General features: G+C 61.6%; 33 protein-coding genes and 1 tRNA gene. 13 read left to right on the forward strand and 21 right to left on the reverse strand.

Annotated features, from left to right (window positions below; all coding sequences use genetic code 11):
- The first annotated feature begins 15 nt into the window (after window positions 1-15).
- Window positions 16-630 carry a LysE family translocator gene (locus ACKLNI_RS13070; RefSeq protein WP_413719516.1) on the forward strand — a complete coding sequence of 205 codons (615 nt, stop codon included), beginning with the start codon at window positions 16-18 and terminating at the stop codon, window positions 628-630.
- 82 nt (window positions 631-712) lie between these two features.
- The gene (locus ACKLNI_RS13075) at window positions 713-1,222 is read left to right on the forward strand and encodes a hypothetical protein (protein WP_413719517.1); all 510 of its coding nucleotides are present in this window, start codon (window positions 713-715) and stop codon (window positions 1,220-1,222) included.
- Here ACKLNI_RS13075 and ACKLNI_RS13080 read toward each other — a convergent pair.
- A complete protein-coding gene (locus ACKLNI_RS13080; protein ID WP_413719518.1) occupies window positions 1,219-1,920 on the reverse strand; it encodes a response regulator in 702 nt (233 codons plus the stop codon). The genes ACKLNI_RS13075 and ACKLNI_RS13080 overlap by 4 nt on opposite strands.
- Entirely contained in the window at window positions 1,917-2,423 is a 507-nt protein-coding gene (locus ACKLNI_RS13085; protein WP_413719519.1) for a MarR family winged helix-turn-helix transcriptional regulator, read from the reverse strand. The genes ACKLNI_RS13080 and ACKLNI_RS13085 overlap by 4 nt, the downstream gene beginning before the upstream one ends.
- A 141-nt stretch (window positions 2,424-2,564) precedes the next feature.
- Here ACKLNI_RS13085 and ACKLNI_RS13090 point away from each other — a divergent pair, with 141 nt between their 5' ends.
- Window positions 2,565-3,434, forward strand: coding sequence for a branched-chain amino acid aminotransferase (locus ACKLNI_RS13090; protein ID WP_413719520.1), 870 nt, complete (start codon window positions 2,565-2,567; stop codon window positions 3,432-3,434).
- A 12-nt stretch (window positions 3,435-3,446) separates the two neighbouring features.
- Here the strand turns inward: ACKLNI_RS13090 and ACKLNI_RS13095 are convergent, their stop codons facing one another.
- The 10 genes from ACKLNI_RS13095 to rpoZ form a co-directional block, all read right to left on the reverse strand.
- Window positions 3,447-3,740: a DUF1294 domain-containing protein gene (locus ACKLNI_RS13095; protein WP_413719521.1), complete on the reverse strand. Its 294-nt coding sequence runs from the start codon at window positions 3,738-3,740 to the stop codon at window positions 3,447-3,449.
- A 1-nt stretch (window position 3,741) separates the two neighbouring features.
- Window positions 3,742-4,170, reverse strand: a complete 429-nt coding sequence (locus ACKLNI_RS13100; RefSeq protein ID WP_413719522.1) for a hypothetical protein — start codon at window positions 4,168-4,170, stop codon at window positions 3,742-3,744.
- Window positions 4,171-4,255: 85 nt separating this feature from the next.
- The gene (locus ACKLNI_RS13105) at window positions 4,256-5,194 is read right to left on the reverse strand and encodes a DMT family transporter (protein ID WP_413719523.1); all 939 of its coding nucleotides are present in this window, start codon (window positions 5,192-5,194) and stop codon (window positions 4,256-4,258) included.
- A 42-nt stretch (window positions 5,195-5,236) separates the two neighbouring features.
- A complete protein-coding gene (locus tag ACKLNI_RS13110) occupies window positions 5,237-5,431 on the reverse strand; it encodes a hypothetical protein (RefSeq protein WP_413719524.1) in 195 nt (64 codons plus the stop codon).
- Window positions 5,432-5,496: 65 nt separating this feature from the next.
- The gene (gene queG / locus ACKLNI_RS13115; protein WP_413719525.1) at window positions 5,497-6,528 is read right to left on the reverse strand and encodes a tRNA epoxyqueuosine(34) reductase QueG; all 1,032 of its coding nucleotides are present in this window, start codon (window positions 6,526-6,528) and stop codon (window positions 5,497-5,499) included.
- Between the two features lie 87 nt (window positions 6,529-6,615).
- Window positions 6,616-7,281, reverse strand: coding sequence for an FtsZ-binding protein FzlA (gene fzlA / locus ACKLNI_RS13120; protein WP_413719526.1), 666 nt, complete (start codon window positions 7,279-7,281; stop codon window positions 6,616-6,618).
- Window positions 7,282-7,329: 48 nt separating this feature from the next.
- Entirely contained in the window at window positions 7,330-8,046 is a 717-nt protein-coding gene (gene mtgA, locus ACKLNI_RS13125) for a monofunctional biosynthetic peptidoglycan transglycosylase (protein ID WP_413719527.1), read from the reverse strand.
- Window positions 8,047-8,088: 42 nt separating this feature from the next.
- Window positions 8,089-8,778: a DUF2062 domain-containing protein gene (locus ACKLNI_RS13130; protein WP_413719528.1), complete on the reverse strand. Its 690-nt coding sequence runs from the start codon at window positions 8,776-8,778 to the stop codon at window positions 8,089-8,091.
- A gap of 20 nt (window positions 8,779-8,798) precedes the next feature.
- The gene (locus ACKLNI_RS13135) at window positions 8,799-10,919 is read right to left on the reverse strand and encodes a RelA/SpoT family protein (protein WP_413719529.1); all 2,121 of its coding nucleotides are present in this window, start codon (window positions 10,917-10,919) and stop codon (window positions 8,799-8,801) included.
- A 37-nt stretch (window positions 10,920-10,956) separates the two neighbouring features.
- Window positions 10,957-11,313 carry a DNA-directed RNA polymerase subunit omega gene (gene rpoZ / locus ACKLNI_RS13140; RefSeq protein WP_413719530.1) on the reverse strand — a complete coding sequence of 119 codons (357 nt, stop codon included), beginning with the start codon at window positions 11,311-11,313 and terminating at the stop codon, window positions 10,957-10,959.
- Between the two features lie 352 nt (window positions 11,314-11,665).
- Here rpoZ and ACKLNI_RS13145 point away from each other — a divergent pair, with 352 nt between their 5' ends.
- A complete protein-coding gene (locus ACKLNI_RS13145; protein ID WP_413719531.1) occupies window positions 11,666-12,220 on the forward strand; it encodes a LabA-like NYN domain-containing protein in 555 nt (184 codons plus the stop codon).
- Here ACKLNI_RS13145 and ACKLNI_RS13150 read toward each other — a convergent pair.
- The gene (locus ACKLNI_RS13150) at window positions 12,217-12,678 is read right to left on the reverse strand and encodes a c-type cytochrome (RefSeq protein ID WP_413719532.1); all 462 of its coding nucleotides are present in this window, start codon (window positions 12,676-12,678) and stop codon (window positions 12,217-12,219) included. The two genes, ACKLNI_RS13145 and ACKLNI_RS13150, sit on opposite strands and share 4 nt — an antisense overlap.
- Window positions 12,679-12,795: 117 nt before the next feature.
- Here ACKLNI_RS13150 and ispH point away from each other — a divergent pair, with 117 nt between their 5' ends.
- The 6 genes from ispH to ACKLNI_RS13180 are packed head-to-tail and all read left to right on the forward strand — an operon-like array spanning window position 12,796 to window position 16,489.
- The gene (gene ispH, locus ACKLNI_RS13155) at window positions 12,796-13,746 is read left to right on the forward strand and encodes a 4-hydroxy-3-methylbut-2-enyl diphosphate reductase (RefSeq protein WP_413719533.1); all 951 of its coding nucleotides are present in this window, start codon (window positions 12,796-12,798) and stop codon (window positions 13,744-13,746) included.
- Window positions 13,743-14,186 carry a DUF3429 domain-containing protein gene (locus ACKLNI_RS13160; RefSeq protein ID WP_413719534.1) on the forward strand — a complete coding sequence of 148 codons (444 nt, stop codon included), beginning with the start codon at window positions 13,743-13,745 and terminating at the stop codon, window positions 14,184-14,186. Before ispH ends, ACKLNI_RS13160 begins: the two co-directional genes overlap by 4 nt.
- Window positions 14,186-14,779: a class I SAM-dependent DNA methyltransferase gene (locus ACKLNI_RS13165; RefSeq protein ID WP_413719535.1), complete on the forward strand. Its 594-nt coding sequence runs from the start codon at window positions 14,186-14,188 to the stop codon at window positions 14,777-14,779. The genes ACKLNI_RS13160 and ACKLNI_RS13165 overlap by 1 nt, the downstream gene beginning before the upstream one ends.
- Complete coding sequence (locus tag ACKLNI_RS13170; protein ID WP_413719536.1) at window positions 14,779-15,402, forward strand: glutathione S-transferase family protein; 624 nt, start codon at window positions 14,779-14,781, stop codon at window positions 15,400-15,402. Before ACKLNI_RS13165 ends, ACKLNI_RS13170 begins: the two co-directional genes overlap by 1 nt.
- Window positions 15,399-15,866 carry a ribonuclease HI gene (rnhA, locus tag ACKLNI_RS13175; RefSeq protein WP_413719537.1) on the forward strand — a complete coding sequence of 156 codons (468 nt, stop codon included), beginning with the start codon at window positions 15,399-15,401 and terminating at the stop codon, window positions 15,864-15,866. Before ACKLNI_RS13170 ends, rnhA begins: the two co-directional genes overlap by 4 nt.
- Complete coding sequence (locus ACKLNI_RS13180; RefSeq protein ID WP_413719538.1) at window positions 15,863-16,489, forward strand: trimeric intracellular cation channel family protein; 627 nt, start codon at window positions 15,863-15,865, stop codon at window positions 16,487-16,489. Before rnhA ends, ACKLNI_RS13180 begins: the two co-directional genes overlap by 4 nt.
- A 6-nt stretch (window positions 16,490-16,495) precedes the next feature.
- Here ACKLNI_RS13180 and ACKLNI_RS13185 read toward each other — a convergent pair whose 3' ends face one another.
- The 3 genes from ACKLNI_RS13185 to rplK all read right to left on the reverse strand — a co-directional run bounded on the left by ACKLNI_RS13185 (window position 16,496) and on the right by rplK (window position 18,009).
- The gene (locus tag ACKLNI_RS13185) at window positions 16,496-16,747 is read right to left on the reverse strand and encodes a hypothetical protein (RefSeq protein WP_413719539.1); all 252 of its coding nucleotides are present in this window, start codon (window positions 16,745-16,747) and stop codon (window positions 16,496-16,498) included.
- Between the two features lie 126 nt (window positions 16,748-16,873).
- Complete coding sequence (rplA, locus tag ACKLNI_RS13190; protein ID WP_413719540.1) at window positions 16,874-17,575, reverse strand: 50S ribosomal protein L1; 702 nt, start codon at window positions 17,573-17,575, stop codon at window positions 16,874-16,876.
- A gap of 5 nt (window positions 17,576-17,580) precedes the next feature.
- On the reverse strand, window positions 17,581-18,009 hold the full coding sequence (rplK, locus tag ACKLNI_RS13195; RefSeq protein WP_413719541.1) for a 50S ribosomal protein L11: 429 nt from the start codon (window positions 18,007-18,009) through the stop codon (window positions 17,581-17,583).
- A gap of 345 nt (window positions 18,010-18,354) precedes the next feature.
- Between rplK and ACKLNI_RS13200 the strand changes: the two genes are divergently transcribed.
- Genes ACKLNI_RS13200 through ACKLNI_RS13210 form a run of 3 tightly spaced genes read left to right on the forward strand, consistent with a single transcriptional unit; the run spans window position 18,355 to window position 19,989 of the window.
- Window positions 18,355-19,110, forward strand: coding sequence for a hypothetical protein (locus tag ACKLNI_RS13200; protein ID WP_413719542.1), 756 nt, complete (start codon window positions 18,355-18,357; stop codon window positions 19,108-19,110).
- A 28-nt stretch (window positions 19,111-19,138) separates the two neighbouring features.
- Window positions 19,139-19,660: a hypothetical protein gene (locus ACKLNI_RS13205; RefSeq protein WP_413719543.1), complete on the forward strand. Its 522-nt coding sequence runs from the start codon at window positions 19,139-19,141 to the stop codon at window positions 19,658-19,660.
- Window positions 19,657-19,989 carry a hypothetical protein gene (locus ACKLNI_RS13210; protein WP_413719544.1) on the forward strand — a complete coding sequence of 111 codons (333 nt, stop codon included), beginning with the start codon at window positions 19,657-19,659 and terminating at the stop codon, window positions 19,987-19,989. The genes ACKLNI_RS13205 and ACKLNI_RS13210 overlap by 4 nt, the downstream gene beginning before the upstream one ends.
- A 52-nt stretch (window positions 19,990-20,041) precedes the next feature.
- On the opposite strand, the gene nusG is transcribed toward ACKLNI_RS13210, so the two are convergent.
- From nusG to ACKLNI_RS13235, 5 genes are all read right to left on the reverse strand, one after another.
- On the reverse strand, window positions 20,042-20,575 hold the full coding sequence (gene nusG / locus ACKLNI_RS13215; RefSeq protein WP_413719545.1) for a transcription termination/antitermination protein NusG: 534 nt from the start codon (window positions 20,573-20,575) through the stop codon (window positions 20,042-20,044).
- 159 nt (window positions 20,576-20,734) lie between these two features.
- Window positions 20,735-20,935: a preprotein translocase subunit SecE gene (gene secE, locus ACKLNI_RS13220; protein WP_413719546.1), complete on the reverse strand. Its 201-nt coding sequence runs from the start codon at window positions 20,933-20,935 to the stop codon at window positions 20,735-20,737.
- 52 nt (window positions 20,936-20,987) lie between these two features.
- Window positions 20,988-21,638, reverse strand: a complete 651-nt coding sequence (locus ACKLNI_RS13225) for a CatB-related O-acetyltransferase (RefSeq protein WP_413719547.1) — start codon at window positions 21,636-21,638, stop codon at window positions 20,988-20,990.
- Between the two features lie 79 nt (window positions 21,639-21,717).
- Window positions 21,718-21,793, reverse strand: a tRNA-Trp gene (locus ACKLNI_RS13230).
- 223 nt (window positions 21,794-22,016) lie between these two features.
- A partial coding sequence (locus ACKLNI_RS13235) for an EF-Tu C-terminal domain-related protein (protein ID WP_488199641.1) occupies window positions 22,017-22,157 on the reverse strand: 141 nt, incomplete at its 5' end.

Below are 22,157 nucleotides of genomic sequence, written 5' to 3' on the forward strand. Positions count from 1 at the left end.
GATCCGAGATGCCGCATGACCGCAAGCGCATTCCTGGCCGCATGGTTCATTCATCTTCTGGCCGCCGCCTCACCCGGCCCCACCATTCTTCTTGCCGCCAGGGTTGGCGTTACAGACGGGATGCGCTCGGCCGCCTTCCTGTCCCTGGGCTTCGGGATCGGCATCATGGTCTGGGCTCTGGCTGCGCTGTCGGGACTGGCTCTGCTGTTCCAGGCGGCGCCAGCACTGTTCTGGACCTTCAAGATCGCCGGCGGCCTGTTCCTGATGTGGATCGCCCTTCAGATGTGGAGACACGCTTCTGAGCCGCTGCCTGAAGCCACCGCCAGCGGCGCGGCGCGTACGCCGCTATCGGCCCTGAGGCTTGGCCTTGCGACACAGCTGTCGAACCCCAAACCCGCCCTGTTCTTCGGGGCCGTCTTCCTGGGAACCGTGCCCCCGGACGCCTCGCCCCAAGCCATCGCGCTGCTGCTCTTTACCATGTTCATGAACGAGATCGTGTGCACCGCCGGCGTAGCCCGGATATTCTCGCTTGAACGCAGCCGCGCGATCTACGCCGGAATGAAAAGCGCCATCGACCGGGTTTTCGGGGGTATCCTTGCTCTCTTGGGCTTGAAGCTGGCACTGACCTGAATGCGGTTTCGGCGCCACACGCGTTTTATGCTGCGCGCCGGCTGTCACGAAACTGTCATGGTTGGGATTTATCACGCGAGCCATGACAGAGCATTCGGATCGCACTCCAATCATCTTTCGCGATGGCAAGGATTGGCCTGAGGCAGCAATTTTTCTGGTCTTCCTGATCGCCTTCCCATTCGCCATCGTTGCCCTGTGGCGTCTGGGTTCGGAGGTGGTGCCGGTCTATTTCGCACTTCCCTTCACATTAGTCTTTCTTGTCGCGGTTCCCTTCATGGCGGGTCGGTTGAGAGCGGCACGGACACGGCAGATCTCGTTTGATCCGGCGACCGGCGTCCTGCATGTGATCGAAAGCCGGCCGGGACGGCGAGACCACACGCGCGCCGATGTGGGCGAGGTTGACCGCATCGAATTCAACACGACCGACAACGACGGCTTCTGGTACACGGCATGTCTTGTCCTGCGCGACGGACGGTCGTTCGCTTTTGCGCAGGGCAACTGGCGTCCAGATGTATCGGAAAAATACGAGAGGTTCGCCGCGTCACTTCGCCGGGCCAATCCCAACATCCGCCTGGTCGAGACAAACAGTTAGTCCGGCGCCAGCATGTATCCTGCACCGCGCACAGTCTGCAGATAGCGCGGTTGTTTGGGGTCGGCTTCCAGCTTGCGGCGCAGGCGCGTGATCTGGACGTCCACGGCGCGCTCCTGCGCCTGCCCCCCGTCGCGACCCAGTTTCTCGACAAGCTCGGTGCGTGACAGAGCTTTCCCCGGGCATGCCGAGAAAATGCGCATCAGGTGCGCTTCCGTGGCGGTGAGGCGGACGGTCTTGTCACCACTCCACATCACGCCCTTCTCGATATCGTAGCGAAGCGGTCCGAGGGACAGTACCTTCGGCGCGATGGTCTGCGGTTCGCTGGGCGGAACGCGGCGCAGGATCGAGTTGATCCGCAACAGCAGTTCCTTGGGCTCAAACGGTTTTGCCAGGTAGTCGTCCGCGCCTGCCTCAAGCCCCTTGATGCGGTCCTCGGTTTCGCCTTTGGCAGTCAGCAGCAGGATCGGCAGGTCGCGCTTTTCGCGCAGTCGCCTGCAGAAGCTCACGCCATCCTCGCCGGGCATCATCACGTCCAGGACGATCATGTCGAAATCCAGACCGGACAGGATACGCTCCGCATGGGCGGCGTCACGCGCCGCAGAGACAAGAAAGCCGTTCCGGATCAGAAACTTTTGCAGCAAGCTCCGGATACGCTCGTCGTCGTCGACGATCAGCAGGTGTGCGTCGGGTTCGTTCATCCGTTGCTCTCTTTGAGGCGGGTGTAGTGACGGCGAAGGTCCTTGTCCATCATGGCTTCCAGAACCTGCCGAAATCCCGCAACCGCCTCGGGGCCGGCCTCGCGAAACGCCGCGCGCATGCGGTCACGCTGGGCCGTCGACAGTTCTCTTTCCAGAGCCTCGCCAACCTCTGTCAGGAACAGGTGACGTTCGCGCTTGTCCCGCGCACCGACCCGACTTTCGACCAGACCATCCTCGACCAGGGCGCGCAGGACACGATTGAGCGATTGCTTGGTCACACCGAGGATCGACAGCAAGTTGTTCACTGTGGTTCCCGGTGACCGGTTGATGAAATGGATGGCGCGGTGGTGTGCGCGTCCATATCCTTTTTCAGCGAGGATCCGGTCCGGATCGGCGGTAAAGCCACGATAGGCAAAGAACATTGCCTCGATACCTTTCCGCAACTGATCGTCCGTCAGGAACAGCAGACTTTCGCCGCTGGAACCGCTTCCGCTGTCTGGCATGGAACCTCCCTGCTTTCCTTGCGGACTTTATGTCAGCCTTGTTGACATTCCAAGATGCAACTGGTAGCGATTCCCAGATTTTCCGCAACTTTATGACCGATGCGGACTTAATCGCGCAACTTTTGCAAACGGAGGCCTGGCATGGCTGGCGCATACGACGATCGCGACGGGTGGATCTGGATGGACGGCAAGTTGGTGCCATGGCGGGACGCGAACGTGCATCTTCTCACGCATGCGCTGCACTATGCCTCTTCGGTGTTCGAGGGCGAGCGGGCCTACGCCGGCAAGATCTTCGAAAGCCGCAAGCATTCGGAACGGCTTCATTTCTCGGCAGGCCAGTTGGATTTCAAGATCCCCTATACGGTCGACGAGCTTGAAGCCGCGAAATACGAGGTCATGAAGGCCAACGGACTGACGGACGCCTATGTGCGCGCGGTTGCGTGGCGTGGTTCGGGCGAAGACATGGGTGTCTCCTCGGTCCGCAACCCCGTGCGCACAGCCATCGCCGCGTGGCAGTGGGGCGCCTACTATGGCGACAGCAAGTTCAAGGGCGCCAAGCTGGACATCTCCAAGTGGAAGCGTCCCAGCCCCGAGACCATTCCCAGCCACGCCAAGGCCGCCGGTCTCTACATGATCTGTACGCTCTCCAAGCACGCCGCCGAGGCCAAGGGCTGCGCGGACGCAATGATGTTCGACTATCGCGGCTATGTCGCCGAAGCGACAGGCGCGAACATCTTCTTCGTCAAGGACGGCGAAGTGCATACGCCACTGCCGGACTGCTTTCTCAACGGCATTACCCGCCAGACCGTGGTCGGCATGCTGAAGGATCGCCAGATCAAGGTCCACGAGCGCCACATCATGCCCGAGGAACTGGAGGGCTTCCAACAGTGCTGGCTGACCGGCACGGCGGCCGAAGTCACGCCGGTCGGCCAGATCGGCGACTATAACTTCGAGGTGGGTGCGCTGGCGCGCGACATCGCCGAAGGCTACGAGAAACTGGTCCGCGCATAGCGGACCAGCCCGTTACGCGCTCGCCGAAATCAAAGTCCAGAGCGCGGTGGCGACCAGCAGAAACACCTGAACAGCGACGATACCGTTCAATCGAGCGGCGAATGGCATTTTCCGGGTTTTGTGCCGCAAGTGTCTTTGCGCGAGCTTCGCCGCCGGCGACCCGCCGATAAGCGCCAGTTGCAGCAAAGTCGCCTCGGGCACCCGGCGGCGGGCGGTGGTTGCACACCTCTTGTCCCAGGCGAAGGCGCCGTAGGTCAGCAGGTTGATCAGAAGGAGCGCGGCGGCGCCCAGTCCAAGTCCGCCCACCCTACCAGAACTTCCACCAGGGTCGCTTCCGCCCATCTGGGGCAAGGCGGGATCGGCCCTTTTCCGGATCACCATTCGAGTTGTAAACCTCGCCCTCCTGCCCCATCAGGTGCGCATTCAGCCCATCAGCGATCAGGAACAGCTTGCGCCGGAAAGCCGCGTCGGGTTCCGCCGCGACGAGATTGCCGCGTTCCAGCCAGACCCAAGCCTCCCTCGCTCCCGGTTCGCGATCCGGCCAAAGAAGCCAGCGGGCATGCGTCGGTTCCTTGGCCTCGGATGCAACCCGAGGATCAACCGCGGCCGCCCTGTCCCGGTCGATCTCCAGATCCTTGTCGGCCAGAATATACGACGCCCATTCATCAAGTGAAATCTCAGGACCTTCGCTATCCGACCAGTCTTCCTTGCGCGTAATATAGAGGTCGTATCCCATGCCATCCCCCGGAATACCCCTGATTCAATGTCTTCAGTCTGCCCCGAACCCGGCAATTAATCCACCGCGAAGCTACCACCGCTCATCACCCGTACTTGGTGACGATCTTCCGGGCCTTGCCGCGCTGGATATGGAGATACCGTTCGCGCAGGATCACCAGCACGCCGGCGCCGATGACGAGGGCCGATCCGCCCAGCATTCCCAGCGTCGGCACTTCGCTGAACACCACATATCCGATGGCAACGGCGAACAGCATGGAGGCGTATTCGAAGGGCGCGATGATGGATGCGTCGCCGTAGCGATAGGCGCTGGTCAGCATGATCTGTCCGATACCGCCCACAAGACCCGCTCCGATCAGAAACAGGGTGACGCGGCCCGATGGCACGGTCCAGCCAAAAGGCAAGGTCAGCAACGCAAGGCAGGTGGCGGTCACCGAGAACCAGAAGACGATCGCAGCCGGCTCCTCCGTCTCGACCATCTTGCGGACGAAGATCTGGGCGAAGGCCGCGCACAGCGAACCGGTCAGCACCACCAGGGCGCCGAAGGCCAGACGCGGGTCCAAGGTATCGTCGCTGAACGCCGTCAGACGGGGCCAGAGAATGATCAGAACACCCGCCATGCCCAGGGCCACTGCCGTCAGGCGGACCTTGCGCACCGTTTCACCAAGTATCAGCGCGGCCAGAACCACGACGAACAGCGGCATCGCGTACTGGATTGCCTTCACTTCGTAGAGCGGCAGGATGGCAAGGCCGGCGAAACTCATGCCCATCGCCATCGAGCCGATCAGGCCCCGAACGACATGCGCCTTCGGATCGGATGCCTTCAGCCCCGTCCGCAACTCGCCGCGCGAGGCAAGCCAGAGCACGATGACCGGCAGGGCAAAAAACGATCGGAAGAACACCGCCTCTCCCGGCGGAACCTCGATCGAGGCCGCCTTGATGAAGGATGCCATGATGACGAACAGCAAAACTGACGTCAGCTTCAACGCGATCGCGCGAAACGGATTCTCCGGGGCAAAACTCATGCCCCTCAGTATCAGCGGCTTGCCGGGCCGGAAAGTGGCGGATCAGTCTTCGCTACGGCGATCCATGTCGGTGTAGCGGCGCAGCTTCTCTCCCGGGTCACGGGTTCTCGGCTCGCGGTTCAGTGCCTCACTCTGCTCGCCCGGCTTGCCCGATTTTTCGCGGTCGATCTTGGTAAAGTGCTCAAGACGCTCGCTATCGTCGCGCGTCCGGGGACCATCGATGATGTGCTTGGCCATGTGCTTCTCCATAGGTCTAAGAAGCCTGACCATAGCACGAGACCGCCTCCCCTGCCTGACACAGATCAATTTTCCCCAAAAAGTCGCTGCTTCGCCCATCGCGCGGCGTCGGCAACCGTGGGATCGGCGTCGTTCGACAACTTATCCGCTTCGGGCATAAGCGACGGATCTTCCGAGTTGCCGATCGCGTAAAGCACGTTCCGCACGAAGCGGTCCCTGCCGATCCTCTTGATCGGCGAGCCCGAGAATTTCTGGCGGAAGGCCACATCGTCCAACCGCGCCAGATGGGCAAGAGGCGGCGCTTCGAGATCCTCGCGCGCCGCGTATTTCTGATCGCGAGCCGCGCTGGCGAACTTGTTCCAGGGACAAACCGCAAGGCAATCGTCGCAACCGTAGATGCGATTACCCAGCTTCGGGCGCAGCGCTTCGTCCACCGGCCCCCTGTGTTCGATGGTCAGGTAGCTGATGCAGAGCCGCGCATCGAGCTGATAAGGCGCGGGAAAGGCATCGGTCGGGCAGATATCCAGACAGCGGCGGCAACTTCCGCAATGATCGGCTTCCGCCTCGTCGGGTTCCAGCGGCAACGTGGTGAAGATGGCGCCGAGAAAGAACCAGTTGCCCAGATCGCGGCTGACAAGGTTCGTATGCTTGCCCTGCCAGCCAAGCCCTGCCGCCTGCCCCAGCGGCTTTTCGGGCACCGGCGCCGTGTCGACGAAAACCTTGACCTCGCACCCGGTCTCGGACACGAGCCAGCGCGCCACCCGCTTCAGACGCTTTTTCAGGACATCGTGATAGTCCTTGTTGCGCGCATAAACGGAAACAACCCCCCGATCTTTCCGGTCGAGATCCTCCAGAGGATCGTGGCCGGGCGTATAGGGTTCCGCCAACATCACGATCGACCGGGCATCGGGCCAGAGCGCGTGCGGATTCCCCCGCCAGTGCGCCCGATCGGCAAGCCATGACATCTGGCCCTGCCGTCCAGCCCGAAGAAACGCCTCCAGACGATCCGGCACTTCGGGCACCGCATCCGGGGCGCAGACGCGTGCCATGGCAAAGCCTTCGGCCAGGGCCTGGGTGACCAGCCGCTCCTTCAGCATGGCCAATGACAAATTGAAATGAACAGTCTTCCCTCTTGGCTCAAAAACTTCGGGGGAGACGCCGAAGGCGGCGGGGGCAGCGCCCCCTCAGAAATCCAGATCGGCATAATGCTGAGGCGGCGGGAAACCGGGCACGGCATCGGCCAGAAGACTACGGAAGGCCGGACGCGACTTGATCTTGGCGTACCAGTCGCGCACGGTTTCGTTCCTGTTCCAGTCGACATCCGAGATGTAGTCGAGCGCGGACAGGTGCGCCGCGGCGGCGAAATCGGCAAGCGTCAACTCGTTCCCAGCCAGCCAACGCCTCTCGTCCAGAAGAGACCCCAGATAATCAAGGTGGACCTTGATGGCCTTGGCACCGGCCTTGACGTTGGAACTGTCCGGATAGCCTTCCTTGGTGATCTTCTTGTTCACCCGCTCGTAAAGAAGCTTGGAGGTCACCTCGTTGTGAAACTTGTCGTCAAACCATCCGATCAGACGACGGACCTCGTGGCGACCCGCCGGATCCTTCGGCAGCAAGGCCGGTTCGGGGAAACGCTCCTCGAGGTACTCGCAGATGGCGGCGCTTTCACAAAGGGTCAGGCCGTCGATCTTGAGAATCGGAACCTTTCCGGCGGGATTCCTGCGCAGGAAATCGGGATCGCGCTCCCAATAGCGCTCTTCCACGAGTTCGACTTCCAGCCTCTTCTCCGCAAGCGACAACCTGACCTTGCGGCAGAAGGGAGATAGCGGAACGTGATAGAGCCGGATCATCTGTTAACCCCCGATATCGCCCTGAATGCCCCGTTTCTCGGCACAGGGTCAATCCTCGAAGCAATCCGCGCGCCCATCCGCGGCAATTGTCGCGGCGCCATCGGCAATGGATTGCGCGCGGCGGCGCACGAAGGCAGACGGTTGCACGGCCTGACGTTCCTTGGGATTTGGCAGAACGGCGGCCAGAAGAGCCGCCTGCCGCGCGGTCAAACTCGCGGCGGAGACGCCGAAATGATGCTGTGCGGCCGCCTCGATCCCGAACACGCCGGTGTCGAATTCGGCGACGTTCAGATAGACCTCGAGAATGCGGCGCTTGCTCCAGAGCGCTTCGACCACGGGGGTCATCAGACCCTCCAGCGCCTTGCGCAACCAGCTTCGGCCTTGCCAGAGCCAGACGTTCTTCACCGTCTGCTGGGTCAGCGTCGAAGCCCCCCGGTCCCCGCCTTCGGCGATAGCCGCGCGAAGCTGCGCCATGTCGAACCCCCAGTGCAGGCAGAAATTGGCGTCTTCGGCTGCAACGACGGAGCGAACCATGACAGGCGAGATATCCTCGATCGGCACCCAGCGGCGCTGCACCCCGTCAAGGCGCGCCGCCTCGGACAGGATGTAGGGGGTCGTGGGTGGCGAAACGACGGCGAAGATGCCAACCGAGAGGACGATCGCCAGCGCGAATGACAGGATTGCACGGTTGAACGACCGGAGAAATCCCCGCTTCGGCCTTGCCGCGGGTTGCGTCTTCTTCCTGCTCTTGGTCTTCCTTGCCATGATGTCCCGTCGCACGACTTGCGCGAGAGGGCAAGCGTGTCGCTATTCGGCGGCCTTTCGATCGGAACCCGGCGCAGAGAGTCCTTCGGCCTCAACGGCCTCCATCCGCCGTGAGATGACCTTTTCCCTTTTCCTCGCGAATTTCTTCTTCAGTCGGGCCACCCGCGCTTTCTGATAGGCTGACAAAAGCGGATTCGACAGGAAATAGAACGCGATCGCAGTGGCGCTTCCTGGCAGGATGCCCCCCACGAGATAGGGCAGGAATACCCGGTCGTAGAACCTCAGCAGTCCATCCCAATGGGTCGCATCGGTTGTGAAGATCGCGATCATGTTCCGCCACAATTCGACAGCGGCATCCGAAAAAGCGCTGACGACGAACGGCAGGGGAATCGGGGGTTTGCCAAGCATCCAGGACCCGAGCTCCATGGAGACAGCAGCAATGAACGGGAATGTCAGCGGGTTGCCGAAGAACGTGGACAACAGCGCCGCCATGAGGTTGCCGTTGATCAGCCAGGCCAGCCCGGCCGCAATGACGAAATGCAATCCGAAAAACGGCGTGAAGCAGACGAAAACTCCGCAGGCAATGCCCCGGCTGATCTTGTGCGCCGGATCGGGCAATCTGCGCAGACGGTGCAGAACGTAGCGCGCGGCCCGACGCCAGCCCCCCTTCGGATAGAGGCTGTGGCTGACCGCCTGATAGTAGGTCCTTGGCGTTCGGCGCTTGAAGACCACGACCTAGCCCGTCCTTTCCGTCACGGTTTACGTTCCAGATCTCTGTGCCGGGATATCGAGGCGACGTCGCTGTCGGCCTCGAGCGCCAGCATCAGAGCATGCAGATGCTCAATATCGCGCAGCTCCACGTCAACAATAAGACGGTAAAAGTCCGGTTTTCTGTCGATGAAGACCAGGTCAGAGATATTTGCACGCTGCTCGCCGATCAGCGTGCAGATTCGGCCCAGGACACCCGAGTCGTTCGCGATCGTCAGGTCAAGGCTGACATTGTGAACGGCCGGGTGCCGTCCTTCCTGCCAGTGCAGATCGACCCAGCGACCCGATTCCTCCTCGACCTCGGCCAGGGCAGGGCAATCGATGGCGTGGATCATCACGCCCTTTCCACGATAGCTTATGCCGACAATCCGTTCGCCCGGTACCGGCTGACAACAGGCCGCGCGGCGAAAGGTCTGGCCAGGATTCAGCCCCACGACGGCCCGTGCGGCATCGATCTCGTCCCCGGTCTCCTGCGGCAGGTCGGGATAAAGCGTCTCGATCACCTTGCGCGCAGTAAGTTCCGCCGAGCCGATCCGGGCAAGAAGCTCGGTGCTGTTGTGGACGCCCAGGTGATTGGCCGCAGTGGTCAGGGCCTTCTCGGTCATGCGCCGCCCGACATGCTCGAAGGCCACCCGCGCCAATTCCCGGCCCAGCTTGATGAACCGCTCCTTGTCCTCCTCGCGCAGCGAACGCCGGATCGCGGTCTTTGCGCGCCCCGTGGCCACGATGTCGATCCAGGTGACCTGCGGGCGCTGGCCTTCGGCGGTCATGATCTCGACCGACTGGCCATTCTTCAGGCGGGTCCAAAGAGGAACACGGATTCCGTCGATCTTCGCTCCGACGCAACCGTCACCGATGCGCGTGTGGATCGCGTAAGCGAAATCCAGCGGCGTCGCACCGCGCGGCAGCTTGACCACTTCGCCCTTGGGCGTGAAGCAGAAGACCTGGTCGGTATACATCTCCAGCTTGACCGCCTCGAGGAACTCGTCGTGATCCTCCTCGGTATCGAAGCGTTCTGTCAGAGATGAAATCCACTTGGCCGGGTCGACGGCGAACGGGTTTTCCGCGCGTACCCCGTCACGGTACGACCAATGCGCAGCCACACCGGACTCGGCCACCTCGTGCATCTCGCGCGTTCGGATCTGGATCTCGACGCGCTTTCCGTCCCGGCCGGAAACCGTGGTGTGTATGGAACGGTACCCGTTCGACTTCGGCTGGCTGATGTAATCCTTGAATCGCCCCGGCACCGCGCGCCAGCGCTGATGCACCGCACCCAAAGCCGCGTAACAGTCAGCCTCGGTCGGGACGATGACGCGGAAGCCGTAGATGTCCGAGAGGCGAGAGAATCCGATCTTCTTCTCTTCCATCTTGCGCCAGATGGAATGCGGTTTCTTCGCGCGCCCAAGAACCTCGGCCTTGATCCCGGCCTTTTCCAGTTCCAGCTCCATGTCCGCGGTAATTCGCTGGATCACGTCACCGGTTTCGCGCTGCAGAGTGATGAACCGGCGGATGATCGAGTTGCGCGCTTCAGGGTTCAGAACGCGGAAGGCAAGGTCTTCCAGTTCCTCGCGCATCCACTGCATGCCCATCCGGCCTGCCAGCGGCGCGAAGATATCCATTGTCTCGCGCGCCTTCTGAACCTGCTTGTCGGGCCGCATGGAGCGGATCGTGCGCATGTTGTGCAACCGGTCGGCCAGCTTCACCAGGATAACGCGCAGATCCTTGGACATGGCCATAAACAGCTTGCGGAAGTTCTCGGCCTGCTTTGTCTCGGTCGAGGACAGTTGCAGGTTGGTCAGCTTTGTGACGCCATCGACAAGATCCGCGATCTCACGACCAAACTCCTTCTCGATTTCGGAATAGGTCGAGCGGGTATCCTCGATCGTGTCATGGAGCAGGGCCGTGATGATCGTCGCGTCGTCCAGCTGCTGCTCTGTGAGGATGGCGGCAACTGCGACCGGGTGCGAGAAATAGGGCTCGCCCGAGTGGCGAAACTGGCCCTCGTGCATGCGTTTCCCATACTCGTAGGCATGGGCGATCAGCTTGGCATTTGTCTTCGGGTTGTAGTTCTGGACCAGCGCGATCAGGTCATCGGCATCGATCATTGCTAGCCCCACACTCCCCGGGGGATGAGACCAGCCCTTACGGCTGTCCCTGTGCTTCCATCAAAGCACGCAAAAGCTTCTCTTCGCTCATGTCGTCGTCTGCGGGCTTGTCAGAATCGCCGCCACCCATAAGCAGGGCCATCGCGTCATCTTCCGGCTCGTCGACCTCGATCTGCGTCTGGTGCGATTCGATCATGCGTTCGCGCAGATGATCCGCCGACTGAGTCTCCTCCGCGATCTCGCGCAGGCTGACGACAGGGTTCTTGTCGTTGTCGCGATCCACGGTAAGCGGCGCGCCAGTCGAAATCTCACGCGCACGATGTGCGGCAAGCATCACCAGCTCGAACCGGTTCGGAACCTTGTCAACGCAATCTTCAACCGTCACGCGGGCCATCTGAGGTCTCCGTCTGAAATGGGATCAGGCCGTGTAACTAAGCGCGCCACTTGGGAAAGACAAGGAAAATCTGGCGTCGTCCTGCCTACATCTCCTGGGTAATGCATTCGTTCATGGATAATTCGCCCTCATGCACCCATATACTCGGCAGTTTGCGGAACCTCCTCGGATGCAGGGAATTGCGATCCATTAGGTTATCGCCATAAAACCTATAGGCGAATTGACAAGATATACACTTATGGATAGTTGCATCTGTTCATTATTTACGACTACCTAAACCGACCGGCTGGACGCATTTCCAATGCACACTCACGGATATTTCACCGCCGGTCAAAAATAGGAAGGGCATTCCATGTTCTATCGGGACGAACGGCTCGCGCTGTTCATCGATGGCTCGAATCTTTATGCGGCGGCAAAGTCATTAGGTTTCGACATCGACTACAAACTCCTGCGCGAAGAATTCAAGCGCCGCGGCAAGCTGCTGCGTGCGTTCTACTACACTGCCCTGCTGGAAAACGACGAGTATTCGCCGATCCGGCCCCTCGTTGACTGGCTGCACTACAACGGTTTTTCCATGGTCACCAAACCGGCCAAGGAGTTCACCGACAGCCAGGGACGCCGGAAGGTCAAGGGCAACATGGATATCGAACTGACGGTCGATGCCATGGAACTTGCACCCCATGTCGATCACATCGTGCTGTTCTCGGGCGACGGCGACTTCCGTCCGCTGGTGGAAAGCCTGCAGCGCCAGGGTGTCCGCGTGTCGGTCGTCTCGACCATCCGCTCGCAGCCGCCGATGATCGCCGACGAACTGCGCCGCCAGGCTGACAATTTCATCGAACTGGATGAACTGAAGGATGTCATCGGGCGTCCCCCGCGCGAGCCGCGGGAAGACGACCTCGACTAATTAGCCGCCTCATAGGCCGCGTTCAATTCATCATGACGTTCGATGATGCGACGCGGCCATGTGCTTTTGATGTAGGCCAGAACGGCGACGATCTCGTCATCTCTGAGGACATCGCCGTAGCCCATCATGTTCGACCGGTAATTCCCGCCGACGACCGCTTCGGTGCCCAGCTTTACGATCGTGAACAGTTGCGCATCCGGATGGTGCCACGTGTGGCCGGTCTCGTCATGCGGCGGCGCAGGCAGATAACCGTCGGCATCACGCTCCGTCCAGTCCGGCTGGCCTTCCAGCGCCTCGCCATGACAGGCCGCGCAGTGCTCGGCATAGACGGCCTGACCCAGCGCGACGACTTCGGAATCCCGATAGGCAAACGACGCGCCCTCGGAGGCCCGGCTGTCGATTGCCACATATGCCAACCCTGCCCCCGCAAGAACGGCCACCACCGCCGGCTTCCACATTACGCTGACCCTTTCTCATGATCCGCCACCCTGATCTAGAAATGCCGCGGAAAACAGACAAGGCAAGGCTGGACGCATCCGGCAACAGCGAATAGGTCTGAATGTGGAGAAACGCGCATGACCAAACCTGCACTTACCCTGTATCTCGCGGCGCCGCGCGGCTTCTGCGCCGGTGTCGATCGCGCCATCAAGATCGTCGAGATGGCGCTCGAAAAATGGGGCGCCCCCGTCTACGTGCGCCATGAAATCGTGCACAACAAGTTCGTCGTCGACGGTCTGCGCGACAAGGGCGCGATCTTCGTCGAGGAACTGGAAGAGTGTCCGACGGACCGCCCTGTCATCTTCTCGGCCCATGGCGTGCCCAAGGCGGTTCCGGCCGAGGCGGAGCGGCGCGAGATGGTCTATGTCGATGCCACCTGCCCCCTGGTCTCCAAGGTCCACATAGAGGCCGAACGACACTTCAGGAACGGCCTGCAGATGGTGATGATCGGCCATGCCGGCCATCCCGAGACGCTGGGCACCATGGGTCAGCTGCCCGAAGGCGAGGTCATTCTGGTGGAAACCGTCGATGACGTCGCCACCATCCGGCCCCGCGATACGGAGAAGCTGGCGTTCATCACTCAGACCACGCTCTCGGTCGACGATACCGCCGATATCGTCGCGGCGCTTCAGTCGCGATTTCCCGCGATCGTCGGCCCGCACAAGGAAGACATCTGCTACGCCACGACGAACAGGCAGGAAGCGGTCAAGGCCATGGCGCCGAAAATCGACGCGCTTCTTGTCATCGGCGCGCCGAACTCGTCGAATTCGCAGCGCCTCGTCGAAGTCGGTCGCACCGCCGGTTGCCGCTATGCACAACTCGTCCAGAGAGCCGGCGACATCGACTGGCGTGCCCTCTCCGGTGCCTCTGCCGTCGGCCTGACCGCGGGAGCCAGCGCGCCCGAAGTCCTTGTCAACGAGGTCATCGACGCGTTCCGCGATCACTATGACGTCAGAGTCGAGATGGTGGAAACCGCCGTCGAGAACGTCGAATTCAAAGTGCCGCGCGTTCTGCGGGAACCGGCATGATTCCCCGCGCCCCGTTCGCTCTTGGCCTGGCCGGGCTGATCCCATTCATTTGGGGTGCTGCCACGCTGTTGTCAGGAGATTTGGCCGCATGGGGCGTGCAAAATCTTGGCGCACGCTTCTCCGGTCCCTTCGTCCTTCTGAACTACGGTCAGATCATCCTTGCCTTCATGTCGGGCGTGCTTTGGGGGTTCGCGACCAAGGCACACGGGTCGCGGGCCGCGACGGGATACACGCTCTCGGTTCTTCCGGCGCTCTCTGTGTTCTTCACGGTCGGCGCGGGACCGGCCTCTTCCGCGATCTACCTGATCGCCGGTTTCGTCGGCCTTCTGGCACTGGACTGGGCCTTCTGGCGGCAAGGTCTGGCGCCGGAGTGGTGGATGCGGCTGCGCATCCTCCTGACCGTGGTCGTCGTCGCCTGCCTTTCACTCCTGGTGCTTTGATGACCGACAAGCAGACACTCGATGTCTATGCGCAGCGCGCTGGGGACTATGCGGCCCGGTTCGGAGATGAAGCGCCCGGCAAGCACCTGACCCATTTCATGTCTCAACTGCCCAAAGGCGGGCGCGTGCTGGATCTGGGCTGCGGACCTGGGCGGTCTGCCGCCGTGATGCGCGATCAAGGCTTTGCTGTGGACGCATGGGATGCATCCCCACAGATGGCTGCAATCGGCGCCGAGAAGTTCGGGCTGTCGATCGAGGTTCGGGATTTTTCCAGCCTCACGGCGGACAGTGAATATGACGGCATCTACGCCAATTTCTCGCTGCTTCACGCCTCGAAGTCGGAGATGCCAGAGCATCTTGGGCGCATCGCCGATGCCTTGAAGCCGAAGGGGCTGTTTCACATCGGACTGAAGAGCGGCGATGGTGAGGCCCGCGATGCGCTGGGCCGGTTCTACGCATATTACCAGGACGCCGAATTGACAGCGCTGCTGGAAGAGGCCGGACTTTCGGTCGAAACCCGCAACTTCGGCGCAGACGAAGGTTTGGACGGCACTCTGGCTCCCTGGATGATTTTGACGGTGAGAAAGATTTGATGACGAAACTTACCCTCTATTCCATGCCGTCCTCCGGCAACAGCTACAAGGTCAGGCTGCTGCTCTCACTTCTGGGACGGCCGTACACCCATGTCGGGATGGAGTATGAAACGCCGGCCCTCGCAAAAGCGCATGCCGAGGGAACGCTGCCGCTCAGCAAACTGCCGGTTCTGGAACTCCCGGACGGCACCCGCCTTCCGGAATCGAATGCGATCCTCTGCTATCTGGCGGAGGGCACGGACTGGATGCCGTCCGACCCGATCGACCGTGCCCGGATGCTGGGCTGGATGTTCTGGGAACAGAACCAGCACGAGGGCGTAATCGCGGTTCGTGCGGCGATCCTCTCCTACGCATCGCGCGCTCACCTTCGGACGCCTGAACGTCTGGCCGATCTTCTGGAACGCGGGCATGGTCTGCTGCAGCAGATGGAAAACAGGCTTGAAACGAACGACTGGATCGCAACGGACGGGCCCACGGTCGCCGACATCTCGCTCTATGGCTACACCCACAGCGCCGGGACCAAGGGCGGGTTCGACATGGGGCGGTTTCCTGCAATCAACCGCTGGCTGGACCGCATCGCGGCCATGCCGGGCCATGTCGGCCTGAACGCCATTCCGGCATGACGGAGCTATTTGCCTATACCGACGGTGCCTGCTCGGGCAACCCCGGCCCCGGAGGCTGGGGCGCGCTGTTGATTGCCCGGAACGGCGAGACCGTGCTGAAGGAACGCGAGTTGAAAGGCGGCGAGGCGGACACGACCAACAACCGCATGGAACTTCTTGCCGCGATCAACGCGCTGGAGGCGCTGGAGCGGTCCTCGGCCATCACGCTGGTCACGGATTCGGCCTATGTGAAGAACGGGGTGGAAAGCTGGATCCACGGCTGGAAACGGAACGGCTGGAAAACCTCGAACAAGAAACCGGTCAAGAACGTCGATCTCTGGCAGCGGCTTGACGAGGCGCGGCTGCGCCACGACGTGACATGGGAATGGATCAAGGGTCATGCCGGCCATCCAGAGAACGAACGCGCCGACGAGCTGGCCCGCGCAGGTATGGAGCCTTTCAAGCCTTCGAGATCGGAGCAATGACCCTGATCGCGCTGCTGGACGGGGCATCGGTCTTCGTTTTCGCGTTGACCGGCGGGTTGGCGGCGTCGAGAGCGCAGCTTGATATCATCGGGTTCCTTTTCTTCGCAGCGCTGACGGCCGTGGGCGGCGGCACGGTGCGCGATCTCCTGCTCGACCGGACACCGTTCTGGATCGACCGACCCTCATATCTGCTCATCGCGGCAAGTGCCGCCATCGTGGTCTTCTTCACGGCCCATCTTGTCGAAAGCCGCGCGCGCTGGCTGACATGGTTCGATGCCGCCGCGCTTTCGGTCGCGGTGCCCGCAGGCCTGGCTGCGGCCTATGGTACCGGCGTGGGATCTGCAGTCGCGATCATAATGGGCGTTCTCACCGGCACGATGGGCGGACTGATGCGCGATGTCGTCGCGAACGAGGTGCCGATGGTTCTGCGCCAGGGCGAACTCTATGTCACTGCGGCTTTCGTCGGCGCCGCATCCGGGGTCCTTCTGGCCCCGACACTCGGCCTCGTTGCCGCTCTGTCGGTCACGGCGGCCGTAACATTCCTGCTGCGGGCGGGTTCCCTGGCTTTCGGCTGGCGGCTTCCGGTCTACAAAGCGCGCCCACCGCGCGACCGGCAGAGCTGACCGGGTCTATTTGCGCCTGCGCCGCGCAATGGCTTCCGACGGGATCAGAACCAGTGCGCCCGCCGCGCCGACGATCGCGTTCAGGCCGTGACTGCCCAGCGAGATGTTGAACATCACCCGCGCCATGAAGAACAGGATGACGCCACCCAGCGCGATGATGATCGCCTGCAGGTAGCCGTGATGGGTGAACCCCCATTTCTCCGAGAAATAGGCGACAAGACCGCCAATCACCAGGGACCCCCAGAACGCGAAAAACATGCCGTCACCCTCCTGCTCTGCCGGGAATGTAGGATGCTCGGGACCGCTGGGCAATCGCTGCAACCAGGCAAGAAAAAAGCGGCGGGCACTGGCCCGCCGCCTTTCACAATTTCTATCCGGAACCGATCAGGCGTTGCCGGTCGCCGACACTACGTCAACGGTCACGCCCGGGCCCATGGTGGACGACAGAGCGACGCGCTTCATGTAGGTGCCCTTGGCGCCCGTGGGCTTCGCCCGCGACACGGCCTCGACGAAGGCACGAACGTTCTCGACCAGTTTGGCCTCGTCGAACGACACCTTGCCAACACCGGCATGCACCACGCCGGCCTTCTCGACCTTGAAGGTTACCTGACCGCCCTTGGCTGCCTCGATGGCCTCCTTGACGTCCATGGTCACCGTTCCGACCTTCGGGTTCGGCATCAGGTTGCGCGGACCAAGAACCTTGCCCAGACGACCGACGATCGGCATCATGTCCGGCGTCGCAATGCAGCGATCGAACTCGATCTTTCCGCCCTGGATGGTTTCCATCAGGTCCTCGGCGCCCACGATGTCGGCGCCAGCGGCCTTGGCCTCATCGGCCTTGACGCCACGGGCGAAGACGGCGACGCGGACAGTTTTGCCTGTGCCGTTCGGCAGCGTCACCGAGCCGCGGACCATCTGGTCGGCGTGGCGCGGATCGACACCGAGGTTCATCGCGATTTCCACCGTCTCGTCGAACTTGGCGTTGGCGTTGGCCTTGATCAGGCTGACCGCCTCTTCCAGCGAGAGGTTTTCCTTGCCGGCGAAGGCTTCGCGGGCTGCTTTCGTGCGTTTTCCAAGCTTTGCCATGGCGATTACCCCTTCACCTCGATGCCCATCGACTTGGCCGAGCCGAGGATGATCTTCATCGCGGCTTCGACGTCGTTGGCATTCAGGTCCTTCATCTTGGCCTCTGCGATCTCGCGCAGTTGGGCCGTGGTGACCGTGCCGGCGGTCTCGCGCGAAGGCTTGTTCGCACCCGACTTGAGCTTGGCCGCCTTCTTCAGGAAATAGGACGCGGGCGGCGTCTTGATATCCATCGTAAAGGATTTGTCCTGGTAATAGGTAATCACGGTGGGGCAAGGCGCACCCGGCTCCATTTCCTGCGTCTTGGCGTTGAACGCCTTGCAGAATTCCATGATATTGATGCCGCGCTGACCCAGCGCCGGTCCGACCGGCGGAGAGGGGTTCGCTTGGCCGGCTTTCACCTGAAGCTTCAGGGTGCCGACGACTTTCTTGGCCATTGGAGGCCCTCCTTTCTCAACCTCGCCGAAACGCGTTCCGGCAAGTTCATGTCGATGTGGTCCGGTCCGGACATCGCGATGCCCTCGCCTCCCACAGATATGCCCGCAGAGCGGACTGGCGGGAGGTACACGGGATGGAAAGGCATTTCAAGCCCCGAACTGACTGGAAAGCCGCCGCCTAAGGAATTCCACGGACCCGTTGCAGCATTGGTCTAATCGCGTGCGCCAAACGGATAGGCACGGTGCAAGAGAACTCGACATACTTGCAGATCTAGTGGTCTATTTTTTGGATATTCGTAGAGAAAGGCTCGCTCGATGCTGTTCCCCATTCATCGCCTGCTCCTCATGACCTTAGCCTGCCTTGTTGCCGCCACTTCGGCTCAGGCTGAATGGAGCTTCAGCACGGGGATGTATCCCAACGCCTTCATCCAGACCGACAAGGCGACGCTTGAACTGCAGTGCGACCGGGTGCGTTTCGCGCCCGCCGGCTATGAGGACTCTCAGGACATCGTCTCCAAACAGGGCCTTTCGTTCCGCTTCATGAAGAACGGCTCCACCGAGACTGGCGCGTTTCAGGCTGGAGCTTCGAACGCGGAGATTTCGATCGTCGACAACTATCCCGTCGAGATTCGGTTCTACGATCAGGGCGATTACGATTTCGTTCTGGACCAGATTGCGCGGAACGCAGTTCTGAACCTGTCGATGATCGATCAGGACATCACCTACGGCATCTTCACGCTCCAAGGCTCGGCCGCGGCGGTCAGATCACTGCGCGCCGCCTGCAACTCCGGCGCATCGGCGTCCCAGTCTCCGGCCATGGAAGTGCCCGAGGGCATCGTCTACTGCGGCGGCGGCGCTATTCAGCGGGTCATCGAATATGCCATCGTGGGACAGTCAGGCGACCAGTGGGACGCCATCGTTACGGTAAATGGCGAGACCGTCCGCGCCATGACTGCATACAGCTACTTCGGAAACTCCCAGCCGCCTGGAGGCTTCCAATTTGCGCTCCTGGGCGAAGACCGGTCGGAGTACCTTGTCTTCAGCGACGGGGGGCGGAACTGGATCGAGTCGGGCGACTACGAATACGACCAGTGCAATTGAACCGCACGGAAAGGAAAGAGATACGGAGATGGGCGACCAACGATCTGGAAATGGCAAACGCACCGGCACCGGAACATGGACGGTCGCTCTCTCCTTGATCGCCGCGGCCATTTGTACTGGCCCGGCGATTGCTCAGGACTGGTCCGAACTGCCCCAGCAATTGCTGGAAAAGGTCGAGGCCGCCAAACAGGCGTGTTCGGATTTCGAGAACGGTCAGTTCGCCCTCGAATTCGGAGCCGTACAGCGCGTCGATCTTGATGGCGACATCTATAAGGACTGGGCTCTGGACGAAGCCGGGTTTGCCTGTTCGTCAGCCGCATCGCTCTATTGCGGCACTGGCGGCTGCATGTCTCACTTCCTGGTCGGGGATCGCGTGTCCTCGCTTCTCAATCAGGGATGGGACATGGCGAACATCGGCCCGTTCCGCGTGCTTCTGGCGGACGTACACGGCTCGCAGTGCGGTTGCATCAACCCGACACCCTGTATCGTGGCCAGTGCCTGGGATCCCGAGGATAAGGTCTGGCGCAGCACAGACGCGAAATGGGAATGAAACTGATGGTCCGGATCGAAAAGGTGATGTCCGGCATCGCTGGCTGCGCCTTTGCGCTGGCCCTGACGGGATGCGTCGAAGCGACCCCCGAAGTCGCGATCAGTGAGCCCGACCCGGAACTGGTCTTCGTCCGCGGTTACCGCGGTGCTGCGGACGAATGCCAACTGGTCGGCGAAACCGCATTCACGGTGGATTTCCTCGACGATGTGGCCGATCTCGTGGCCTGCCCGACCGGAGGCGCTGCGATGGCAAGCCTCATGGCCGAAACCGGAGTGTCGATGGTCACCCAGACCAACAGTTTCACGTTCTTCAGCATTCCCACCCGTTAGGGGCCGCCGAACAGGGTATGCTCGCGCTGGCGCCGCCCGGCGAGCAAATCGCTTACACTTGCTTCGACACCTGGGTGAATTCCAGTTCGACCGGCGTGGCGCGGCCGAAGATCGAGACTGTCACCTTCAGGCGCTGGTTGTCTTCGTCGACCTCTTCCACGGTGCCGTCGAAATCTTCGAACGGACCGTCGTTGACCTTCACCTTCTCGCCGACGTCGAACGAGATCATCAGCTTCGGCGCGGCCTCGCCTTCCTCGACGCGGTTCAGGATCTGGTTCACTTCCTCGTCGCGCATCGGCATCGGACGACCCTGGGGTCCAAGGAAACCCGTAACGCGGTTGATCGAATTGATCAGGTGATAGCCCTCGTCGGTCATCTCCATGCGCACCAGCACATAGCCGGGCATGAAACGCCGCTCGGTGGTGACTTTCTTGCCCCGGCGGATCTCGATGACTTCCTCGGTCGGAACCAGAACTTCCTCGATCTGGTCTTCCAGGCCGGCGTCGACCACCGCATGGCGAATCTGCTCCGCGATCTTCTTCTCGAAGTTCGACAGCACGCTTACCGAATACCAGCGCTTGGCCATGTTCCGTCCTTTTCAATCACTGTGCCGCCGCTGCGGCTATGGGTTCCGGACAGCCGCCATCGTCTTGTAAAGTCAGGCCGGCCATGTCAGGGAGTCGTGGGCGGAATACACGCCTTGGCGCGGCAGTTCAAGACAGAACGCGTGCCCTGAACGCGGGCTTCAGCCCACCAGCGAAAGCACGCCCTGAAGACCTTGCCGGATCAGGAAATCCACAAGGAAGAAGAAGGCAGCCGTAAGGATCGCCAGAAAGAAGACCATCGTGGAAGTGATCAGCACCTCGCGGCGCGACGGCCAGATGACCTTCGACACCTCGGCGCGAACTTCCTGAACGAACTGCAGCGGATTTCTGGTTCCGGCCATGTCTCTCTCGATCCTTGTGTTTGGGCGCAGATACGGCTTTCCGCGCGGTGTTTCAAGCCTTGGGCAATACAGCCTGCAATGCAGCGGCATCCCCGCCGCAGATTTCCGCCTCGTACGCCACGATGGTCTCAATGGGCCAGTCCCACCAGGCAAGCTCCATGAGCCGCCCGATCACCTCGTCTGAAAAGCGCTTCCGCACCACGCGCGCCGGGTTGCCGGCAACGATCGCATAGTCCGGCACCTCTCCCGAAACGACGGCCCGCGCACCTACGATCACACCGGATCCCACCCGCGCGCCGGGCAGGATCGCGGCCCCATCGCTGATCCAGACATCATTACCGATCACCGTGTCGGGAAATCGGGACGGCATCGAGGGCCGCCCAGAGGGATCGCCGTCGAAGATGGCGAAGGGATAGGTCGAAATGCCGTCGTAGCGATGGTTTGAAGAGGCCGTAATGAACCGCGCACCGTTCGCGATCTGGCAGAAACGGCCAATCACCAGCCGCTCGGGCGAGAACGGGAAGAGATAGGGCGCAAGACGCCCGGCCCAGTCCTCGGGCGCATCGGCATCGAAGGCGTAGGTGTAGTCGCCCACCTCGATTCGGGGATGATCGATCACGGCGGACAGGAACACAGCGCCTTTGTGCGGAGTGCCATCGGGAAGAATCAGCGGATGACGAGTGTCGGGAGAAGGGAACGGCATGGAGGCACCTTTCTTGTCTGAATGTCGGATGACGGTCAGATGCGGTGCGTGTCCATTTGTCCTGCTCCTCTTCTGCGCCTGGCAGGGGCGGAGGGACTCGAACCCCCGACCCTCGGTTTTGGAGACCGATGCTCTACCAACTGAGCTACACCCCTAAGGCCGGAGTTGCCTAATCCGTCGCTCGTCCGGAATCAAGCGCTGTTTCGCATAGGTTGGCTCAATATCCGGTCCCCGGCTGCACGAGTTCAGGAAACCGCGGTTGCCGCACGGCTGCTGCGCGGTCTCAACCCGGCCTCCAGGTGCCGGAACCAAAAGGAAAAGGGCCGCCGGTTACCCGACGGCCCCTGATCTTTCGCCGCGCCTCGAAGCGCTGGCGGATTACTCGATGATTTTCGAGACGACGCCTGCGCCGACGGTGCGTCCGCCTTCACGGATGGCGAAGCGGAGCTTCTCTTCCATCGCAATCGGGGCGATCAGTTCCACCGTGAACGACACGTTGTCGCCCGGCATCACCATCTC

This window comes from Silicimonas lutimaris (genome assembly GCF_047314965.1).
Classification (GTDB): domain Bacteria; phylum Pseudomonadota; class Alphaproteobacteria; order Rhodobacterales; family Rhodobacteraceae; genus JAVJUV01.